The sequence below is a fragment of the Ruminococcus sp. MSJ-25 genome (genome assembly GCF_018917825.1).
Lineage (GTDB): Bacteria > Bacillota > Clostridia > Oscillospirales > Ruminococcaceae > Hominimerdicola > Hominimerdicola aceti.
This window is the reverse complement of the sequence record NZ_JAHLPI010000017.1, coordinates 58675-76272: the sequence shown is the minus strand read 5'-3', so window position 1 is coordinate 76272 and position 17598 is coordinate 58675. Positions and strand designations below refer to the sequence as shown.

The 17598-nt window shown below is 44.7% G+C and carries 17 protein-coding genes; 3 read left to right on the top strand and 14 right to left on the bottom strand.

Going from position 1 to position 17598, the window contains the following annotated elements; translation table 11 throughout:
- Nucleotides 1-6: 6 nt before the first annotated feature.
- From KQH97_RS07455 to KQH97_RS07445, 3 genes are all read right to left on the bottom strand, one after another.
- Nucleotides 7-1743, bottom strand: coding sequence for an ABC transporter ATP-binding protein (locus KQH97_RS07455; protein WP_216553662.1), 1737 nt, complete (start codon nucleotides 1741-1743; stop codon nucleotides 7-9).
- Nucleotides 1744-1745: 2 nt separating this feature from the next.
- A complete protein-coding gene (locus KQH97_RS07450; protein WP_216553784.1) occupies nucleotides 1746-3494 on the bottom strand; it encodes an ABC transporter ATP-binding protein in 1749 nt (582 codons plus the stop codon).
- A gap of 249 nt (nucleotides 3495-3743) precedes the next feature.
- Nucleotides 3744-4349: a TetR/AcrR family transcriptional regulator gene (locus tag KQH97_RS07445; RefSeq protein ID WP_216553661.1), complete on the bottom strand. Its 606-nt coding sequence runs from the start codon at nucleotides 4347-4349 to the stop codon at nucleotides 3744-3746.
- Nucleotides 4350-4510: 161 nt separating this feature from the next.
- Here KQH97_RS07445 and KQH97_RS07440 point away from each other — a divergent pair, with 161 nt between their 5' ends.
- The 3 genes from KQH97_RS07440 (at nucleotide 4511) to KQH97_RS07430 (ending at nucleotide 7579) form a co-directional block, all read left to right on the top strand.
- On the top strand, nucleotides 4511-5659 hold the full coding sequence (locus tag KQH97_RS07440; protein WP_216553660.1) for an SLC13 family permease: 1149 nt from the start codon (nucleotides 4511-4513) through the stop codon (nucleotides 5657-5659).
- A gap of 80 nt (nucleotides 5660-5739) precedes the next feature.
- Nucleotides 5740-5844 carry a DUF3789 domain-containing protein gene (locus tag KQH97_RS07435; protein ID WP_022288118.1) on the top strand — a complete coding sequence of 35 codons (105 nt, stop codon included), beginning with the start codon at nucleotides 5740-5742 and terminating at the stop codon, nucleotides 5842-5844.
- 241 nt (nucleotides 5845-6085) lie between these two features.
- Nucleotides 6086-7579: a sodium:solute symporter gene (locus tag KQH97_RS07430; protein WP_216553783.1), complete on the top strand. Its 1494-nt coding sequence runs from the start codon at nucleotides 6086-6088 to the stop codon at nucleotides 7577-7579.
- A gap of 611 nt (nucleotides 7580-8190) precedes the next feature.
- Here the strand turns inward: KQH97_RS07430 and KQH97_RS07425 are convergent.
- The 11 genes from KQH97_RS07425 to KQH97_RS07375 form a co-directional block, all read right to left on the bottom strand.
- On the bottom strand, nucleotides 8191-8595 hold the full coding sequence (locus KQH97_RS07425) for a bis(5'-nucleosyl)-tetraphosphatase (protein WP_046439839.1): 405 nt from the start codon (nucleotides 8593-8595) through the stop codon (nucleotides 8191-8193).
- 175 nt (nucleotides 8596-8770) lie between these two features.
- Nucleotides 8771-9004 carry an acyl carrier protein gene (locus tag KQH97_RS07420; RefSeq protein WP_022288121.1) on the bottom strand — a complete coding sequence of 78 codons (234 nt, stop codon included), beginning with the start codon at nucleotides 9002-9004 and terminating at the stop codon, nucleotides 8771-8773.
- Nucleotides 9005-9114: 110 nt separating this feature from the next.
- A complete protein-coding gene (locus KQH97_RS07415) occupies nucleotides 9115-9930 on the bottom strand; it encodes an acetyl-CoA carboxylase carboxyltransferase subunit alpha (RefSeq protein WP_117927211.1) in 816 nt (271 codons plus the stop codon).
- Nucleotides 9923-10801 (bottom strand): acetyl-CoA carboxylase, carboxyltransferase subunit beta, encoded by an 879-nt coding sequence (accD, locus tag KQH97_RS07410; protein WP_046439842.1) that lies wholly within the window; start codon nucleotides 10799-10801, stop codon nucleotides 9923-9925. Before accD ends, KQH97_RS07415 begins: the two co-directional genes overlap by 8 nt.
- Nucleotides 10801-12171, bottom strand: a complete 1371-nt coding sequence (locus KQH97_RS07405; RefSeq protein WP_038672424.1) for an acetyl-CoA carboxylase biotin carboxylase subunit — start codon at nucleotides 12169-12171, stop codon at nucleotides 10801-10803. Before KQH97_RS07405 ends, accD begins: the two co-directional genes overlap by 1 nt.
- A gap of 38 nt (nucleotides 12172-12209) precedes the next feature.
- Nucleotides 12210-12641, bottom strand: coding sequence for a 3-hydroxyacyl-ACP dehydratase FabZ (gene fabZ, locus KQH97_RS07400; RefSeq protein WP_022288125.1), 432 nt, complete (start codon nucleotides 12639-12641; stop codon nucleotides 12210-12212).
- A 20-nt stretch (nucleotides 12642-12661) separates the two neighbouring features.
- Nucleotides 12662-13138: an acetyl-CoA carboxylase biotin carboxyl carrier protein gene (gene accB / locus KQH97_RS07395; protein ID WP_038672426.1), complete on the bottom strand. Its 477-nt coding sequence runs from the start codon at nucleotides 13136-13138 to the stop codon at nucleotides 12662-12664.
- A 15-nt stretch (nucleotides 13139-13153) separates the two neighbouring features.
- Complete coding sequence (fabF, locus tag KQH97_RS07390; RefSeq protein WP_117905024.1) at nucleotides 13154-14386, bottom strand: beta-ketoacyl-ACP synthase II; 1233 nt, start codon at nucleotides 14384-14386, stop codon at nucleotides 13154-13156.
- A gap of 91 nt (nucleotides 14387-14477) precedes the next feature.
- Nucleotides 14478-15212 carry a 3-oxoacyl-[acyl-carrier-protein] reductase gene (fabG, locus tag KQH97_RS07385; protein ID WP_038672431.1) on the bottom strand — a complete coding sequence of 245 codons (735 nt, stop codon included), beginning with the start codon at nucleotides 15210-15212 and terminating at the stop codon, nucleotides 14478-14480.
- Between the two features lie 18 nt (nucleotides 15213-15230).
- Nucleotides 15231-16169, bottom strand: coding sequence for an enoyl-[acyl-carrier-protein] reductase FabK (gene fabK / locus KQH97_RS07380; RefSeq protein ID WP_022288129.1), 939 nt, complete (start codon nucleotides 16167-16169; stop codon nucleotides 15231-15233).
- Nucleotides 16170-16259: 90 nt separating this feature from the next.
- Nucleotides 16260-17267, bottom strand: a complete 1008-nt coding sequence (locus KQH97_RS07375; RefSeq protein ID WP_301543474.1) for a beta-ketoacyl-ACP synthase III — start codon at nucleotides 17265-17267, stop codon at nucleotides 16260-16262.
- Between the last annotated feature and the right edge of the window lie 331 nt (nucleotides 17268-17598).

The window sequence follows — 17598 nt, the reverse complement described above, 5'->3', positions numbered from 1 at the left end:
TTCATATCAGTATTTCCATTTCTCCGAGCAAAGCTGCATCTCAGCCATGTGCTTGTAGATACCGTTGGTCTTTTTAAGCGCCTCAGGCGAGCCTGTCTCAGCCACCTTTCCGTCTTTAAGCACAACTATCTTGTCCACACCGTCAACAGTTCTCATTCTGTGTGCTATTATAAGCACAGTCTTGTTCTGTATAAGCTTTGCAATAGACTCCTGTATAAGCGACTCGTTGTCAACGTCCAGAGAAGCCGTAGCCTCGTCCATAAGAATGATAGGAGCGTCCTTTAGAAATGCCCTCGCTATGGATATACGCTGTCTTTCACCGCCCGAAAGCTCCGAGCCGTTCTCTCCTATCATACTGTTCCACTTGTCAGGCATCTTCTCAACAAAGTCCTCGCAGTGTGCAAGCCTTGCCGCCGCCATAACCTCCTCGTCCGTTGCGTCCTTTCTGCCTATCCTGATATTCTCCATAACAGTGTTGTTAAACAGCGTTACATCTTGGAAAACGATAGAGTAAAGTGACAAAAGCTTCTCAGGGTCAACGTTTGCAACATTCATTCCGCCAACAGTTATCTTGCCCTTGTCATTATCCCAAAACCTTGCCGCAAGCCTTGCAACAGTGGTCTTTCCTCCGCCGGACGGACCAATAAGTGCTGTTATCTCACCCTGCTTTGCAGTGAAGCTTACATCAGAAAGCACCTGCTCTTCACTCTTGTATGAAAAAGCAACATGATCGAAAGTGATATCATAACCCTTGTTGTCAAGCTTATCACTGCCCGACTGCTCCTCGTGCGAAAGTATCTCGTCCATACGATTGCAGTTTGCGTCAAGGCTTATTATAGCAGCCAAATTCTGAAGCGCTATCTGAAGCGGCTCATACATTCTTGTTACCACCAGCAGGAACATAAAGAACGTCAGCACCGTTATCTCACCATTTACAAGAAGCGAGCTTCCCACAACAGCCACAGTTCCAATACCGAGCTTTAGTATCATCTGTGCTGAGCATACGAATACCGCATTTGCAAACTCCGCCACGATAGCGTGCTTTTCCACAGCCTTTATCTTCTTTTCAAGCCCCTCAGAGTATTTCTCTGTCATGTTGTATGAACGCAGGTCACGGAGAGTTTCAAGCCCCTCCTGAATGCCGTCAATGCAATCTATACGATATTTCATCGTCTTTTCGTGTATCCTTGACATAACCTTCTTTGAAGATATAACTATGATAAATGCTACCGGCATTACCCAAACTGAAGCAAGAGCCATTCTCCAGTCAAAGAAAAACAAGCTTATAACAATGATAGTAGTGGAGGCGATACCGCCCACAAGCTCAGGTATCCAATGCGAAGAGCCTGTTTCTATCATTGCACAGTCCGTCATGATAGTGTTCGTAAGGTCGGCAAGGTCTTTCTTGCCAAAGTATGAAAGGGGTATCTTCCTGAGCTTTTCCGCAAGCGTCCTTCGTCTTACACCGCTTTCAACATATGTAGAGTAAAACGTGGACTTATACTGAAACAGCGCTGTAAGGGCAATAAGCAAAAGCGCTCCCACTATCGCCCCAATAAAAAGCCAGAACTTATCTCTTGGAAGCTCTCCCTCAAGAAGATATGAGGAAAGCACATATAAAAGCCCCACAGGGAGCATAAGCACAAGGTTAGCAAGCGTAACAGCAATAAACGCCCTTATCATGCCTTTTGCACCCTTGTCTGAAAGGGCATATTTGTGTTTTAATTTTTCCGTGAAGCTCATAATCAAACCCCTGCCTTTCTGACCTGCCAGCTTACAGACCTGTTGTATTCGTTCCACATACGGCTGTAGATCCCGCCCTGCTCTATAAGCTCCTCATGCTTTCCGCTCTCTGCTATCCTGCCCTCAGAAAGAACGTAAATGCGGTCTGCATTTGTTACCGTTGAAAGCCTGTGTGCTATCATTATAACTGTCTTGTCTTTTGAAAGCCTCTCAAAAGCCTGCTGAACAGACCTCTCGTTGTCAGGGTCGGCAAAAGCCGTCGCCTCATCAAGTATAAGCACAGGCGCATTTTTCAAAAACGCCCTTGCAATAGAAAGTCTCTGACACTCGCCCCCCGAAACGTATATGCCCTTTGAGCCGATCATAGTATCAACACCCTCAGGGAACTTCTCGATTATATCCATGCATTGTGCGTCACGAAGCGCCTGCATAACTTCCTCGTCCGTGGCGTCAGGTCTGCCCATTCGCACGTTGTCGAGAATACTCATTTTAAGAAGCTTGCTGTCCTGGAAAACATATGAAACATACTTCATAAGCTCCTCTGACGGAATGTTTCTCACGTCTGCCCCTCCTATCTTTATAGAGCCGCTCTTTACGTCCCAGAAACGTGCGATAAGCGAACAAAGGGTGGTCTTTCCTCCCCCTGAAGGACCTACTACCGCAATATGCTCTCCTGCCTTTATGTTCATCGTTATTCCGTCAACAGCGTTGCTCTCTGCATTGTCATAAGCAAACACCGCATTGTCAAGCTGGATAGATGAGTCCTTTGGAGTTTCACCTCTCTTTGTCTTAGCAAGCGGCTCAGTTTCAAGAATAGAATACATTCTGTTCACAGCGTCGTCCACCAACATCTGTGACTCTCCTGCATATGCTATCTTCATAAGCGTTACAGTAAGAATAGAAGTTATTATCACATAAAAGAAAAGATTAAGAACAAACTCGTCCGTAACTCCATGGGAAGTGAGTTTGAAAGCCGCAATTATAAGCGCCGCAAAAATGCCGTTTGCCGCAGTGGTGAAGCATATCATCGGAAGCATCATGTTCTTTGTGTATCCAAGAGTCCACTTTTCATATTCGTCAATAGCAAGCTTGAAACGCTTGAAAGAAAATATCGTCTGACCAAAGGTTTTTACAACAGGTATTCCACGAACATACTCCACCGCCTCAGATGACATTTTTTCAAGTGCATTCTGATACTGCTTCATATCCTCCGCCATTTTAGGACCCATCATAAGCGTGCCCATAAGCACAAATGCGATGAACGCAGGGATAAGGCTAATAAGTCCAAGCCGCCAGTCGAATATGAACATCATAACAAGCAGACCCACAGGGGTCGCAATTGAAACAGCCTTGTCAGGAAAATTGTGGGCAAGATAGGTTTCCGTTGACGCACTTGAATCCATAACTATCTTTCTTATCTTTCCTGTTCCCTCAGCTTCAACATAACCAAGCGGAAGCTTCATAATATGCTTCATCATGCTCACTCTTATGTTAGCCTGCACCCTGAACGCTGCCTTGTGAGAACACATTAGCGCAGCGATATAAAACACCATTCCAAGAAGTGCAAAGCCCACAGCCTCCCAGCCGTATCGGCTTATGTTCTCCGCCTTTGAAAAATCAGGTCTTACCCTGAGTATCTCTTTTATGATGCGCCAAACATCATAAAACGGTATCAGTGCTATCCATGCACTTATTACAGCAAGAACAGCAGAAGCGTAGGAATAATACTTATGTCCGCCTGCATAGTGCATAAGAACTGCAAAGGAACTTTTCTTTTTCTCTTTCTTTTTCACAACAATACCTCCTGTTTGTTTATAAAGTTAGATTAAACTAACCTATTGCCATTTAAAAAGCAACACCCTATAAGGGGTTGCTGAAAATGTTAAAAGAATAAAATGATTTTGACGGTTTATTTGTAAGGGAGCGGCTCAACGTTTCCTAAACAGCTCCAAACATAGCTATAGCGGGCGAACACTGTTTGCCCCTACAAGTGCATATCATCACAGGTCTGCCCCAAGAACCTTCCCCCAGCCTGCGAAGCAGAACTCTCTTATGCTTTTCATAAAGATCTGCGCCTCATCATAAGAAAGATCATGAGAGACCACCTCGTAAATATAAGACCAGCCTGTTCGGCAGATAACGTGTATAAAGAAGTCGCTCACCATGTTTTCACGCCTTGAAAACTGCTTTACAAACTCCCTGTAATACTTTTCCTCTATCTCAGCAAGCTCGTCAAAATAATACTCATACTCCGTTCCTGCCGAGTGGCAGAAGATAAGCTTGAAAACGTCAAAGTTTTCATAAATATATTTCAGCACAAGCTCAGTTCCCTCATTGCCCTGACTTGTCGCCTCCGCAGGGTCGCCGCTCTCCCTTGCAGCGGTTATGCTTTCAAGATACAACTCCATAAGTCCGTCTGCAGCCGGCTTTACCACCGCCGAAAAAAGTCCAGCCTTGTCCCCAAAGCGTGTATATATAGACCCAGTACTTACTCCGCTCTCAGAAGAGATCCTGCGAAGATTTGCATTTTGAAAGCCGTGTTCAAGAAATTCTTTTTTTGCACTCTCTATAAGAGTTTCTGTAACTCCTGCTGTTTCCGTTCTCATTTTGCACCTGCCTGAAAATAACCATGTTATAATAACAGTGTTATTATAACATGGTTATTTAAACTTGTCAAGTTTTTTTCTTAAAGCAGCTCAAAATCTTGTAATAATATCATTTTCATGATATAATTTTATCATATGAATAAACGACAGGAAATGATAAAATGAAAAACATAAACAAAGCGATCGCCTTTGCTAAAAAAGAAACCGTCCTGATAGTGGCAATGCTCTTAGCCGTTATATCTGCATTTTTCATCACACCTGACAAAGCATATGCAAGTTATATCGACTTCCGAACACTTGGACTTCTGTTCTCTCTTATGACAGTGACCGAGGGCTGCAAAGGTCTTGGCATTTTTGAACGCAGTGCAAAATTTATCATAAGCAAAGTCAATACCGCATTTCAGCTTTCCATAGTGCTTGTGGGGCTTTGCTTCTTTTCAAGTATGTTCATAACAAATGACGTTTCACTTCTGACCTTTGTTCCCCTCACTCTCACCGCCCTATCAACTCTCGGTGAAGCAGGCAACAAGCTTCTCATACCCATTGTCGTTCTGCAGACCATTGCCGCAAATCTTGGCAGTATGCTCACACCTATAGGCAATCCTCAGAATCTATACCTTTTTGGTGTATCAGATATGAAGCTGGAAGATTTTCTTGTACTAATGCTTCCCTTTACTATTGTTGCAGGAGCGATGCTTTTTCTGTGGACGCTTGCAGTGTGTAAAAAATCAGGAAAGCTGTCTGTCAAGACAGATATAACTGCTGAAAACTTCGATACATATTCGACTAAAGACAAGACAAAGCTTTCAGGATACGTACTGCTTTTTGTCCTTTGCCTGCTTACAGTTGCAAGGCTTATCCCATGGCAGATAACAACCCTCTGCGCACTTGCTTTCTCTGCCATTGCTGACAGAAACGTGCTTAAAACAGTTGATTACTCACTGCTTCTTACATTCTGCGGATTTTTCATCTTTATCGGAAATATGGGCAGAGTAGAGATTTTCCGCAGTGTACTCAGCAGCATAATAAACGGTCACGAGCTTTTTATTGCCGTTGCCGCAAGTCAGATAATAAGCAACGTTCCATGCGCTATACTCCTTTCAGGCTTCACCAACAAGCTGAACGCACTTATAATAGGAACGAACATAGGCGGCCTTGGCACTCTTATCGCCTCCATGGCTAGCCTTATATCCTACAAGCAGATATGCCGCAGCCACCCCCATATCAAAGGCAGATATTTCGCATATTTCACAGCCGCAAATATCGCTTTTCTCGCTGTAATGGCTCTGACTGTAAAGATCGCATACTGAAATAAGTTTTCTATACCCTGCCCACTTTATCTGCATAACATTTTCGCTAAATGCCCACACTATCCGCAGGAGGTGTTTTTATGCTTGAATTTTTTGCAGGAACGCTGGTGGGCGGTTTTGTGGGCGTTGTGACAATGTGCCTTTGTATCACCGCAGGTGAAAGCGACCGTCACGATGAACGATGATGTTTTACACAGGTAAACTTCGTGATTTTCACCAAAAAAGCTGCCGCAAAATTTCCCTTTGCGGTGGCTTTTTTTATGCCTGTCCGTATTGACAAATACTCCGCTTTGTACTATAATAGTATCATTGTACTTTAGCAAGTAAAAACGCAAAAGCATAAAAGCTTTAAAGCGACACATGAAGTAAAAGGAGTGTATTGGATTGACAGCAAGGTGGATAGTATTGGTATTATACCTTGCACTTATGATAGGCATAGGTGTTTATTACCGCAGAAAATCGGCAAGCGTCAATGATTTTGTACTGGGAGGAAGAGGTCTTGGAGCATGGTTCACAGCCTTTGCATATGGAACTTCATACTTCTCGGCAGTAATTTTTGTAGGCTACGCAGGAAAATTCGGCTGGAATTACGGTGTAGCTTCCACATGGGTAGGAATTGGAAACGCCGTCATAGGCTCATGGCTTGCATGGAAAGTTTTGGGCAGACGTACAAGGATAATGTCAAAGCACCTTGAGGCAAAGACCATGCCTGAATATTTTGAAAAGAGATACAACAGCAAGCCTTTGAAGATAGTTTCGGCACTTATCGTGTTCGTATTCCTTATCCCTTATACGGCTTCGGTCTACAACGGCTTGTCAAGACTTTTTGAGAAGGGCTTTGGCATTCCTTACAAATATTGTATAATCGGCATGGCAGTTTTCACTGCGGTGTATGTTATCATGGGTGGCTACAAAGCTACAGCACTGAACGATTTTATTCAGGGAATCGTAATGCTTGTAGGCATTGCGGCGGTAGTTCTTGCAGTGCTTGGCGAAAACGGTGGTCTTGGAAATTCTCTTGACCTGCTTGGTGATATTTCTGACGCAAATGGCGACAAGGGTGCATATTCGTCACTATTCGGCCCTGACCCTATAAACCTTGCAGGCGTTGTTATTCTTACCTCTCTCGGCACATGGGGACTTCCGCAAATGGTGCAGAAATTCTATGCAATAAAAGACGACAAGGCTATCAAAACAGGAACTATAGTATCAACATTTTTTGCAGTAGTGGTAGCAGGCGGCTGTTACTTCCTTGGTGGCTTCGGCAGACTTTTTGTCAAGAGCGCTGACGGACTTCCGGAGGGCGGTTTTGACGGAATAGTTCCGACTATGATGGAAAAGCTTCCTTCACTGCTTTTCGGACTTGTTATCGTTCTTGTGCTTTCTGCTTCAATGTCAACACTTTCATCGCTTGTGCTTACATCAAGCTCCACTTTGACTATCGACCTTATCAAGCCTATAATGAAAGAAAAAATGGACGAGAAAAAACAGCTTATCACAATGAGAATTTTCATTGCCGTATTTCTTATCATCTCAGTTGTGCTTGCAATAATCACTCTTGAAAATCCACAGACAGTAATTTCAACTCTCATGTCTATCTCATGGGGCGCACTTGCAGGAGCATTTCTTGCGCCGTTTATGTACGGACTTTTCTGGAAGGGCGTAACAAGGGCGGCTTGCATGGCAAGCTTTATCGCAGGAGTAGGCATAACAGTGATACACATGGCATACTACACCCTTGCAGGACACACAGGAACACTTTGGGGCATAAACCTTGCCTCGCCTATCAACGCAGGCGCATTTGCGATGCTTTTCGGACTTGTTCTTGTACCTATCGTTAGCCTTATCACAAGGCAGAGCGACGCTGACAAGGCTCATGCTGAAAAGGTGTTCGAGTGCTACAATGACAGCGAGATATGATCTCATATCGCTTACATACTTGAAATGCAGACAGGGACGGACTTTGTTCGTTCCTGTTTTTTTGTGCGGATAATGCAAATGATATAGTGAGCGAAACGACAAAACAAGCGGGCGAACGGTGTTCGCCCCTACGATTTTGTTGCCGTGGGTTTTAGCCTTTTTTATTCAATTTTCAAGTTGCATTCGGAGTATGACACTGGGTATTATGCCCTAGGTTTTGTATACACAAAATATCACAATGCACGCCCACGTCCTGATACAAGTACTCTACAGCCTGTTCCAGAATCTCTCATCGTATTCACTAAGTCACAGGGCTTGTACGTGCCCGCAAGTATCTAAGACTCTTTCTACTTATCCCTGAAAAATGCTCATTTTGTTGCATAAAAAATGCAACAATTAATGGATTATTGCCAAATTAAATCATAAATCATTTGTTTGCACAAATTGACCACATGAATTTTGTATAATATCCACTGTAGGGGCGAACAGTGTTCGCCCGTTTTCCTACCTGAACTAACTTTTGGGGGTCCACATTATTAATGTGTATACAGACAAACAAAAAGTTCCATAAAACACCGTTCAACACCTGAACGCATTTTATGGAACTTTTTTCAGATTATAAATTTCTTCGCCTTGTTTACAATACTGCGGTCGTTTTCGTAAGACAGGACCTGTCCTGCCCTGCCGATCTCGACCCAGCGTATGTCTGCGATCTCCTCTTCCTGAGGAGTGTAGTCGGTGTTCTTTGCTTTGCCGATAAAGTAGACAACGATCTTCTGCGTGTCCTTCCTTGGTGAATAGGACACTATCTCCCGAAACGTGGTATCAAGATTTACGTCTATCCCCGTTTCCTCCATGATCTCACGCTTGGCAGTTTCTTCTTCTGTTTCATCGCCCTCAACGTGACCCTTTGGGAATGACCAGTGACCGCTGTTGATATGCTTTATCAGCAGTATCTCGGTGTTTCCGTGATACTTTCTGTAAACGATAGCACCGCAGGATTTTTCATGCAGCATCATTTTTCCTTTCCGGAGCTTAGCCCCAATATTTACTCATTGATTTAATTATATCACAACAGCCCTCATTTGTCTATACCCTTTAATAAATATACTCCCATTTTGTGCATATTCCACAAATCAGGTAAAATAAAAAAAGCCGTGCAAAAGCACAGCTTTTTGAAACAGTCAAAGATTATTCCTCGACCTTGTTCTCGATATACTTAACGATATCGCCAACAGTCTTGATGTTCTCGACCTCTTCATCAGGGATCTCTACATCAAAGCTCTCCTCGATGCTCATTACAAGGTCAACTACGTCCAGTGAGTCAGCGCCGAGATCATCTGTGATAGAAGCCTCCATAGTTACTGCGTCCTCTTCAACGTCGAGCTGCTCTACGATAATGTCCTTGATCTTATCAAATACCATTACTTTACCTCCATTCTGTACTTTACTGGGTCTGCCGCTCAGCGCAGCATTTATGTCAGCCGCCGCCGCCCATAAGTCGGCAAATCATTCGGCATGATCATCAAAAAAACTCATTCCTGCGGGTTTTCCTCAAACTCGCCCACAGTCCTAAACTTATTATACCGCCCCTCAAGCAATTCGTCAAGACCTTTTTGCAATTTTCTTTTCAAAGCTCCCTCGATATAGTCAGAGATATTCTCCGCAGTGAGCTGTGGGTCGTTATGTGCGCCGCCGTCGGCTTCGGAAATTATATGGTCGCACACGCCAAGTCTTGTAAGATCCTCGGCGGTTATCTTCATTATATCGCAGGCTTCACGCTCCCTTGTGGAATCCTTCCACAGGATACTTGCAAAGCCTCTCGGTGATATTACCGAATAGATAGCGTTTTCAAGCATTGCAAGCTCATCGCACACTGCAAGAGCCAGCGCACCTCCCGAGCCGCCCTCTCCGAGTATTATGGAGATAACAGGAGTCTTGAGGGTCATGAACTCCATGATGTTTTTGGCTATCGCTTCGCCCTGACCACGCTTCTCAGCTTCTACGCCGCAGAATGCGCCTGCTGTATCAACAAGGCATATAACAGGTCTATGGAACTTCTCAGCCTGCCTTGCAAGCCTGAGAGCCTTTCTATAGCCCTCAGGGTGTGGCATACCGAAATTGCACTTCTGATTTTCTGCAAGATCTCTGCCCTTTACCTCTGCGATAACTGTAACAGGTATGCCCTTAAAATAGGCTATACCGCCCATAACAGCACCGTCATCACCAAAAAGTCTGTCTCCGTGCATCTCAAAGAAATCGTCGAATATAAGAGGGATATAGTCCTTGGCAGTCGGTCTGCCCTTGTGTCTGATTATATCAAGTCTTTGACAAGCTGTCAGCTCACTCATTTGAGGACACCTCCTTTGCTGGCTTATGAAGTCTGAGTATATGAGCGAGAACTCTTCTCATTTTCTTTCGCTCAACTATCATATCAACAAAGCCGTTTTCAAGCATGAACTCGGCAGACTGGAAATCGTCAGGAAGCTTCTGCTTGATAGTACCCTCTATAACACGTCTGCCCGCAAATCCGATAAGCACCTTTGGCTCTGCGATTATGATATCGCCCAGTGACGCAAAGGAAGCTGTTACACCGCCCGTGGTAGGGTCGGTCATAACTGCGATATAAAGCAGACCTGCTTGGTTATGTCTAGCCACAGCACCACTTGTTTTCGCCATTTGCATAAGGGAAACTATACCCTCCTGCATTCTTGCTCCGCCTGAGGCTGTGAATGCGATAACAGGGAGCTTATTTGCGGTGGCGTATTCGATAGCTCGTGTTATCTTTTCGCCCACAACGCTGCCCATGGAAGCCATCATATAGTTGGAATCCATAACGATTATAACTATCTTCTCGCCTCTTATGGCAGCCTTTCCTGTGATAACGGCGTCTTTAAGACCGGTCTTTTCTCTCAAAGCCTGCTGTTTTGCTTCATAGTCAGGGAAATCTATAGGATTTTTTGATACCATATCCTTATCAAATTCCTCAAAGCTACCCTTATCTATGGTGATATCAAGACGTTCTTTAGCGGTAAGTCTTGAATGATAGTTACAGTGGGGACATACCTTGCCGTTTGCCTGAAACTCCTCCATAAAAGTGACGTTTCTGCATCTTGGACACTTGAAAAGCAGACCCTTTGGGATATCGGTCTTTTTCTTGTCATCGTCCGCCTTATCGCCGTTAAATCTTACTTTAACGACAGAAAACAGATCTTCAAGCATTATTCCTTACTCCTCTCATCTGCCAAAATGTCGGTACGGTTAAGAAAACCGTTATCGTAATTGCCCTCTAAAAACTCCGGGCGTCTTATAAGCTTGAGCTGGAAATCAACATTGGTTGCAACGCCGTCCACGATAAACTCAGACAGCGCCCATGTCATTTTTGCAATAGCTTCTTCTCTATTCTTACCGTGAACGATGAGCTTGCCTATCATGGAATCGTAATAAGGCGGTATCTCATAGCCCTGATAAACTGCGGTATCTACTCTTATTCCAGGGCCTCCCGGGATAAAGAGCGACTTTATCCTGCCCGGTGACGGTCTGAAATCAAGAAGCGGATTTTCCGCATTTATACGGCACTCTATTGCATGACCTGTCAGCTTTATATCCTCCTGCTTTATAGACAATCTCTGTCCTGATGCGATAAGGAGCTGTTGCTTTACAAGGTCAACGCCTGTGACAGCCTCTGTGATAGGGTGTTCCACCTGTATACGGGTGTTCATTTCCATGAAATAGAACTCGCCGTTTTTATCCACGAGGAACTCAATAGTGCCTGCATTCCTATAGCCGCAGACCTTAGCGGCTGTACAAGCGGCTTTGCCCATTTTCGCACGAAGCTCCTCATTCATAAAGCTTGCAGGGGAAGGGGCTTCCTCGAGGACCTTCTGATTTCTTCTCTGCATGGAGCAGTCACGCTCGCCCAGATAGATAACATCGCCGTAATTATCGGCAAGTATCTGTATCTCGATATGCTTAGGGTCTTCTATGAACTTCTCAATATAGATCTCATCATTGCCGAAGCAGGCAAGAGCTTCCTGCTTTGCGGCGGTCATCTGCGCTTCAAGCTCATCGTCGGAGTGAACGATCCTTATGCCACGTCCTCCGCCGCCTGCTGAAGCCTTTACCATAACAGGGTAGCCAAGATCTCTTGCAAGGGTATGCGCCGCATGGATATTTGAGATAGCGCCGTCTGAACCCATTATAACAGGCACACCTGCTTCTTTCATTGTTTCCTTTGCCTGCGCTTTATCGCCAAGCATTTCAATAGACTCGGCTCTTGGTCCTATGAAAGTTATGCCGCACTTTTCGCACATTCTCGCAAAGGACGGATTTTCAGACAGAAAGCCAAAGCCCGGGTGGATAGCGTCTGCACCTGTTATCTCGCAGGCGGAGATTATCGCCCTGACATTAAGATAACTGTCCTTGCTTGGTGCAGGACCTATGCAAACGGCTTCGTCTGCTATCTGAGCGTGGAGAGCATTTCTGTCGGCGGTGGAATATACCGCAACAGTATGTATGCCAAGCTCTCGGCAGGCTCTTATAATGCGGACAGCGATCTCGCCTCTGTTCGCTATCAATACTTTTTTGAACATATTATGCCTCACTAATTATGACTAGAATAAGAGATACCTTACTTTATCGCAAAAGTTATCTCAGCGGAAACAGCCTTCTTGCCGTTTACAGAAGCAAGTGCCTTTCCAACACCGATAGGACCCTTGACTTTGATTATCTCCACCTCGATATCCAGCTTATCACCAGGCACTACCTGCTGACGGAACTTACAGTTGTTTATGCCGCCGAACAGACCTATCTTGCCCTTGTTCTCAGGAAGTGAAAGCAGTGCAACTGCACCTGCCTGCGCACACATCTCTACCATAAGTACACCTGGGGTAACAGGATAGTTCGGGAAATGTCCCTTGAACCAAAAGTCCTCAGCCTTTATATACTTTGTAGCCTTTACACGCTTGCCCACTTCAAGCTCGTTTACCTCGTCGATAAGCAGAAAAGGGTCACGGTGAGGGATTATTTCCATGATCTGCTCTTTATTCAAAACAACTGCCATTGTCTTTCCTCCAAATCAGTTTAGTCAAGTATCATTATGGTCTGATCGAACTCAACAGCGTCGCCGCTGTTTACGCATATCTCTCTTACCACGCCGTCAAATTCGCTCTGTACTTCGCTCATTACCTTCATGGACTCGATAATGAAGATAGTGTCGCCCTTCTTTATCTTGTCGCCAACGCTTACGAACGGCTTTGAATCAGGTGACGGAGCGGCATAGAATGTTCCCACGATAGGGGCTTTAACTGCCTTGCCGCCTGTTACCGGCGCTGATGTTGCCGACGCTTCCGGTGCTGTCTGGGCAGCAGGTAAAGCTGTGCCTACAGCCATTGGCATAGGCATTCCCATTGGTGCAGGAGGAGGGCATTTCTTGCCCTTTACTGTTATCACCTTGTCGCCGTCAGCTATTGTTATCTCACCGAGGTCTTTATTCTTCACGATATCGGCAAGCTTCTCTATTGTTTCAAGGTCAAACTGACCATAAATTTTTTCGCTCATATCAGTTTCTCCTTATCAGTCGCACTTCTTGATACAGATAGTAGCGTTATGTCCGCCAAAGCCCAGAGAGTTTGAAAGTGCTGCATAGACAGGCATTTCTCTGTTGCCCTCAACGCAGTAGTCAAGGTCGCACTCAGGGTCAGGAGTGGTGTAGTTTATTGTCTTATGAACAAAGTCGTTGTGTACAGAAAGTGCAGTAACGATAGCTTCCATGCCGCCTGCCGCACCAAGAAGGTGACCTGTCATAGACTTTGTGGAGTTTATGACCGTCTTTCTTGCGGCTTCTTCGCCAAGAGCAAGCTTGATAGCTGTTGTTTCATACTTATCGTTAAGACCTGTTGATGTGCCGTGAGCGTTGATGTAGTTCACCTGCTCAGGCTTCAGGCCTGCTTCTTCATAGGCATACTTCATTGCATGGGCGGCAGCCTCACCTGTTGGTGATGGGCTTGTCATGTGATAAGCGTCGCCTGTTGCGCCATAGCCTGCTATTTCAGCTATGATATTTGCACCTCTTGCTTTAGCGTGTTCATACTCCTCAAGGCAAAGTATGCCTGCACCCTCGCCAAGGACAAAGCCCTGTCTGTTCAGGTCGAATGGAGTTGAAGCCTTGTCAAGTTCTGTTGCCTTTGAGAGAGCCTTCATATTGTTGAAGCCGCTGAGTGCAAAATGAGAGATACAAGCCTCTGAGCCGCCGCAAAGGCAAACGTCAAGATAGCCGTCCTTTATTTTTCTGAAAGCTTCGCCGATAGCATGAGTACCTGAAGCGCAAGCTGTAGTGGTACAGAAATTATCGCCCTTAAAGCCTGTATGCATTGCAACAGTACCAGCCGCCATATTGCCTATCATCATAGGGATAAAGAAAACCGATACCTTATCAGGCTTTTCGTTGAACTTTGTTACTTCCTTTTCGGTCATGTTAAGACCGCCGATACCAACACCGATTATAACGCCAGCCTTAAATGGATCAACGTCCTTGAAATCAGAGCCAGCCATTTTAAGAGCCTGCTTTGCAGAGCAAACAGCGAACTGAGTAAATCTATCCATTCTCTTTGCTTCTTTTTTATCTATATACTCAGTGCAGTCAAAATCCTTGACAGCGCCGACTATCTTTACAGGAAAATTTTCGGTATCAAACTGGTCAACATAAGATAGGCCGTTCTTGTTAGCCTTGATATTAGCCCAAAATTCCTCTACGTTCTTGCCAAGAGGGTTTACTGTACCCATACCTGTGATAACAACTCTTCTCATTTAAACACTCCTTAGTATCATTTAAAACATATCAAATCTACATTCCGTAAAACAAATCCACATGGCGTAAGATGCCCGTCACGGTGAGTGACTACATCATAAGTCCGCCGCTTATTTCTATTACCTGTCCTGTAACGTAGCTTGCGTCCTTGGAAGCAAGGAAGGATACAACGCCTGCTATCTCGTCAACTTCGCCGTAACGCTTCATAGCTATCTGATTTATCATAGCCTGCTTCTGAGCGTCTGTGAGCTTGTCTGTCATAGGGGTCTTGATAAATCCAGGGGCTACAGCATTGCAGGTGATACCTCTTGAGCCAAGCTCCTTTGCAACTGTCTTTGTCATGCCGACGATAGCTGCCTTTGTTGCGGAATAGTTTATCTGTCCGGGGTTGCCGTAAAGTCCTGCAACGGAAGCAAGATTTATTATTTTGCCTGACTTCTGTCGCATCATAACGCTGCCCACAAATTTTGACATATTGAACACGCTCTTCTGGTTTACAGCAACTACCATATCGTACTGCTCCTCGCTCATACGAGCCATAAGACCGTCACGAGTGATTCCTGCGTTGTTTACGAGCACGTCGATAGTGCCGAAACGAGCCTTTACTGCCTTGACTGTTTCCTCTACCTGTGCATAGCTTGAAACGTCGCAGATGAACTTTTCACACTCTACGCCCTCTGCCTTTATCTTATCCATTATATCGTTATCTTCAAACATTGCCTCTGAGATATCGTTGAGAGCAATATTATAGCCGTCCTTTGCAAGTCTGAGTGCTATCGCTGCACCTATTCCTCTTGCGGAACCTGTTATCAATGCTGTTGCCATTTTATTTTCCTCCGTCTTTTACTTGCCGAGAAGCTTTTCTGCTTCTGTGAACATTTCCTCTATCATATCCTTTGCAGGCTCGACCTTCTTTACCATGCCTGCGATAGCTCCGCAGAGGAAAGAACCCTCCTCAAGGTTGCCGTCCTGAACGGCTTTTCTCAGTGAACCGAGGGTTATCTCCTCGAACTCCTCAGGTGTGATCGTGCCGTTTGCTTCGCCGCTTGCAAGCTTCTTTGAGAACTTTGTCTTAACGTTTCTGCATGGGTGACCTGTATATCTGCCTGTTACGATGCTGTCTGTATCCTTTGCCTTTACAACAAGCTCCTTATAAACAGGGTTTATCTGACACTCCTCTGCGGCAAGGAAACGTGTGCCGAGCTGTACGCCCTCTGCGCCAAGCATGAATGAAGCGGCTATTCCTCTGCCGTCTGCTATTCCGCCTGCGGCGATAACAGGTATCTCAACTGCGTCAACTACCTGTGGTACAAGACACATGGTTGTGTTCTCACCGATATGTCCGCCTGACTCTGTTCCCTCTGCAATAACAGCGTCAGCGCCTGCTCTTTCCATTCTCTTTGCAAGAGCAACTGACGGAACGACAGGTATCACCTTTATGCCTGCTTCTTTCCAAGCAGCCATATACTTGCCTGGGTTGCCTGCACCTGTTGTTACGACAGGTACGCCCTCGTCTATAACGAGCTGAGCGAGGTCGTCGGCATTAGGGCTCATGAGCATGATATTAACACCGAAAGGCTTGCCGTTTACAGCCGCCTTTGTCTGTCTTATCTGATCTCTCAGGTAATCGATAGGTGCAGAGCCGCCTGCGATTATGCCAAGTCCGCCTGCGTTTGAAACTGCGGAAGCGAGAGTATGCTCAGCTATCCAAGCCATACCGCCCTGAAAGATAGGGTATTTTATACCCAAAAGTTCAGTTATTCTTGTCTTTGTAGTAGTCATAGTAGTTCTCCTTATTGTCAAAAGCAAATTTTATGCCATAATACATAATAACAATTTATTATGTACCGAATATAAACTGTATATTGATCATCAATACTCGAAAACAGCCGCACCATAAGTAAGTCCACCGCCGAAGCCTACAAGACAAATCTTGTCGCCTCTTTTTATCCTGCCTTCTGCAACTGCGTCGCAAAATGCGATAGGGATAGATGCGGAAGATGTGTTGCCGTAGCGATCGATATATACCGGGAACTTGTCCATTGAAACGCCAAGGTGCTTTGCGGCAGTTTCGATTATTCTTATATTTGCCTGATGAGGCACTATCCAATCAAGGTCATCAGGGGAAATTTCTATCTTTGCACAAGCCTGCTCAACTGCATTTGGAAGTGCCTTTGTGGCAAACTTATAGACCTCTTTGCCGTCCTGCTTGAAGAAATAGCCCTTTGTTTCAGGCATATCCATATCAAATTCCTCGGTATTAGTTCTGAAAGCGTTCTCAGACTTCAAAGCACGGGAAGCAAGATACTTTGCACCGTTTCCGTCTGCGCCAAGGAAACTTGAATATGTAGTATCCTCTGCTGTTTCAAGGACGAAAGCGGCTGCGCCGTCACCGAAAAGCACGCAGGAAGAACGGTCGGTATAATCAACGAATTTTGAAAGCTCCTCAGAAGCCACCAAAAGAACGGTCTTTATTCCGTCGCCTGTCTGGAGATATCTCTTTGCGGTATCAAAGCCGTAAACAAAGCCTGCACAAGCAGCGTTAAGGTCAAATGCGACACAGCCTATCGCGCCTATCTCTCTCTGGATAAGGCAGGAAAGTGACGGAGTGAAATAATCCCCTGTTACTGTTGTGGCAATAATAAGGTCGATATCCTCTGCCTTTACTCCTGCGTCAGCCATTGCAGCCTTTGCCGCCATTGCTCCAAGATAGTATGTAGGCTCGCCATTTGTGATGTGTCTTTGCTTGATGCCTGTTCTCTGAGTTATCCACTCGTCGCTTGTTTCAACGATCTTTGTGAAATCCTCGTTTGTTGCGACCATTTCAGGCACATATTTGCCTATGCCCTTGATCTTTACGCCTGTTACTTTACTTCCCACTGATTTTTCCTCCTGAAAATTCTATATTATATATTGTATATTTCCGCAATTTGTGCTATAATGTTCTTGTTCCTATGGAGCAAGTCAAAATATATTATATCAAAATATAATTAGTTAATTTTTTAACTATATAACACATATCATAACATTATAATTATAAACTGTTTTTTTAGATACGTCAATAACAAATTATGAACAACTCTTGATGAATTTAAACATTTAGAGAATTTTTCACAAGTTTTAGGGCGTTAGTTAATATTATGTGTCTATTTTTGAAAATATCTTGCAAAAATTAAATCATAAAACTATAATTGAGCGTAGATAACTTTCA

What these genes read in the sequence shown, in the direction of transcription:
- KQH97_RS07425 (WP_046439839.1), bottom strand. Translation starts at nt 8,595, where the DNA reads ATGCTGCATGAAAAATCCTGCGGTGCTATCGTTTACAGAAAGTATCAC.
- fabG (WP_038672431.1), bottom strand. Translation starts at nt 15,212, where the DNA reads ATGGCAACAGCATTGATAACAGGTTCCGCAAGAGGAATAGGTGCAGCG.
- fabZ (WP_022288125.1), bottom strand. Translation starts at nt 12,641, where the DNA reads ATGGCAGTTGTTTTGAATAAAGAGCAGATCATGGAAATAATCCCTCAC.
- KQH97_RS07445 (WP_216553661.1), bottom strand. Translation starts at nt 4,349, where the DNA reads ATGAGAACGGAAACAGCAGGAGTTACAGAAACTCTTATAGAGAGTGCA.
- accB (WP_038672426.1), bottom strand. Translation starts at nt 13,138, where the DNA reads ATGAGCGAAAAAATTTATGGTCAGTTTGACCTTGAAACAATAGAGAAG.
- KQH97_RS07435 (WP_022288118.1), top strand. Translation starts at nt 5,740, where the DNA reads ATGCTTGAATTTTTTGCAGGAACGCTGGTGGGCGGTTTTGTGGGCGTT.
- KQH97_RS07430 (WP_216553783.1), top strand. Translation starts at nt 6,086, where the DNA reads ATGATAGGCATAGGTGTTTATTACCGCAGAAAATCGGCAAGCGTCAAT.
- fabK (WP_022288129.1), bottom strand. Translation starts at nt 16,169, where the DNA reads ATGACTACTACAAAGACAAGAATAACTGAACTTTTGGGTATAAAATAC.
- KQH97_RS07450 (WP_216553784.1), bottom strand. Translation starts at nt 3,494, where the DNA reads ATGCACTATGCAGGCGGACATAAGTATTATTCCTACGCTTCTGCTGTT.
- accD (WP_046439842.1), bottom strand. Translation starts at nt 10,801, where the DNA reads ATGCTTGAAGATCTGTTTTCTGTCGTTAAAGTAAGATTTAACGGCGAT.
- KQH97_RS07405 (WP_038672424.1), bottom strand. Translation starts at nt 12,171, where the DNA reads ATGTTCAAAAAAGTATTGATAGCGAACAGAGGCGAGATCGCTGTCCGC.
- KQH97_RS07455 (WP_216553662.1), bottom strand. Translation starts at nt 1,743, where the DNA reads ATGAGCTTCACGGAAAAATTAAAACACAAATATGCCCTTTCAGACAAG.
- fabF (WP_117905024.1), bottom strand. Translation starts at nt 14,386, where the DNA reads ATGAGAAGAGTTGTTATCACAGGTATGGGTACAGTAAACCCTCTTGGC.
- KQH97_RS07420 (WP_022288121.1), bottom strand. Translation starts at nt 9,004, where the DNA reads ATGGTATTTGATAAGATCAAGGACATTATCGTAGAGCAGCTCGACGTT.
- KQH97_RS07415 (WP_117927211.1), bottom strand. Translation starts at nt 9,930, where the DNA reads ATGAGTGAGCTGACAGCTTGTCAAAGACTTGATATAATCAGACACAAG.
- KQH97_RS07440 (WP_216553660.1), top strand. Translation starts at nt 4,511, where the DNA reads ATGAAAAACATAAACAAAGCGATCGCCTTTGCTAAAAAAGAAACCGTC.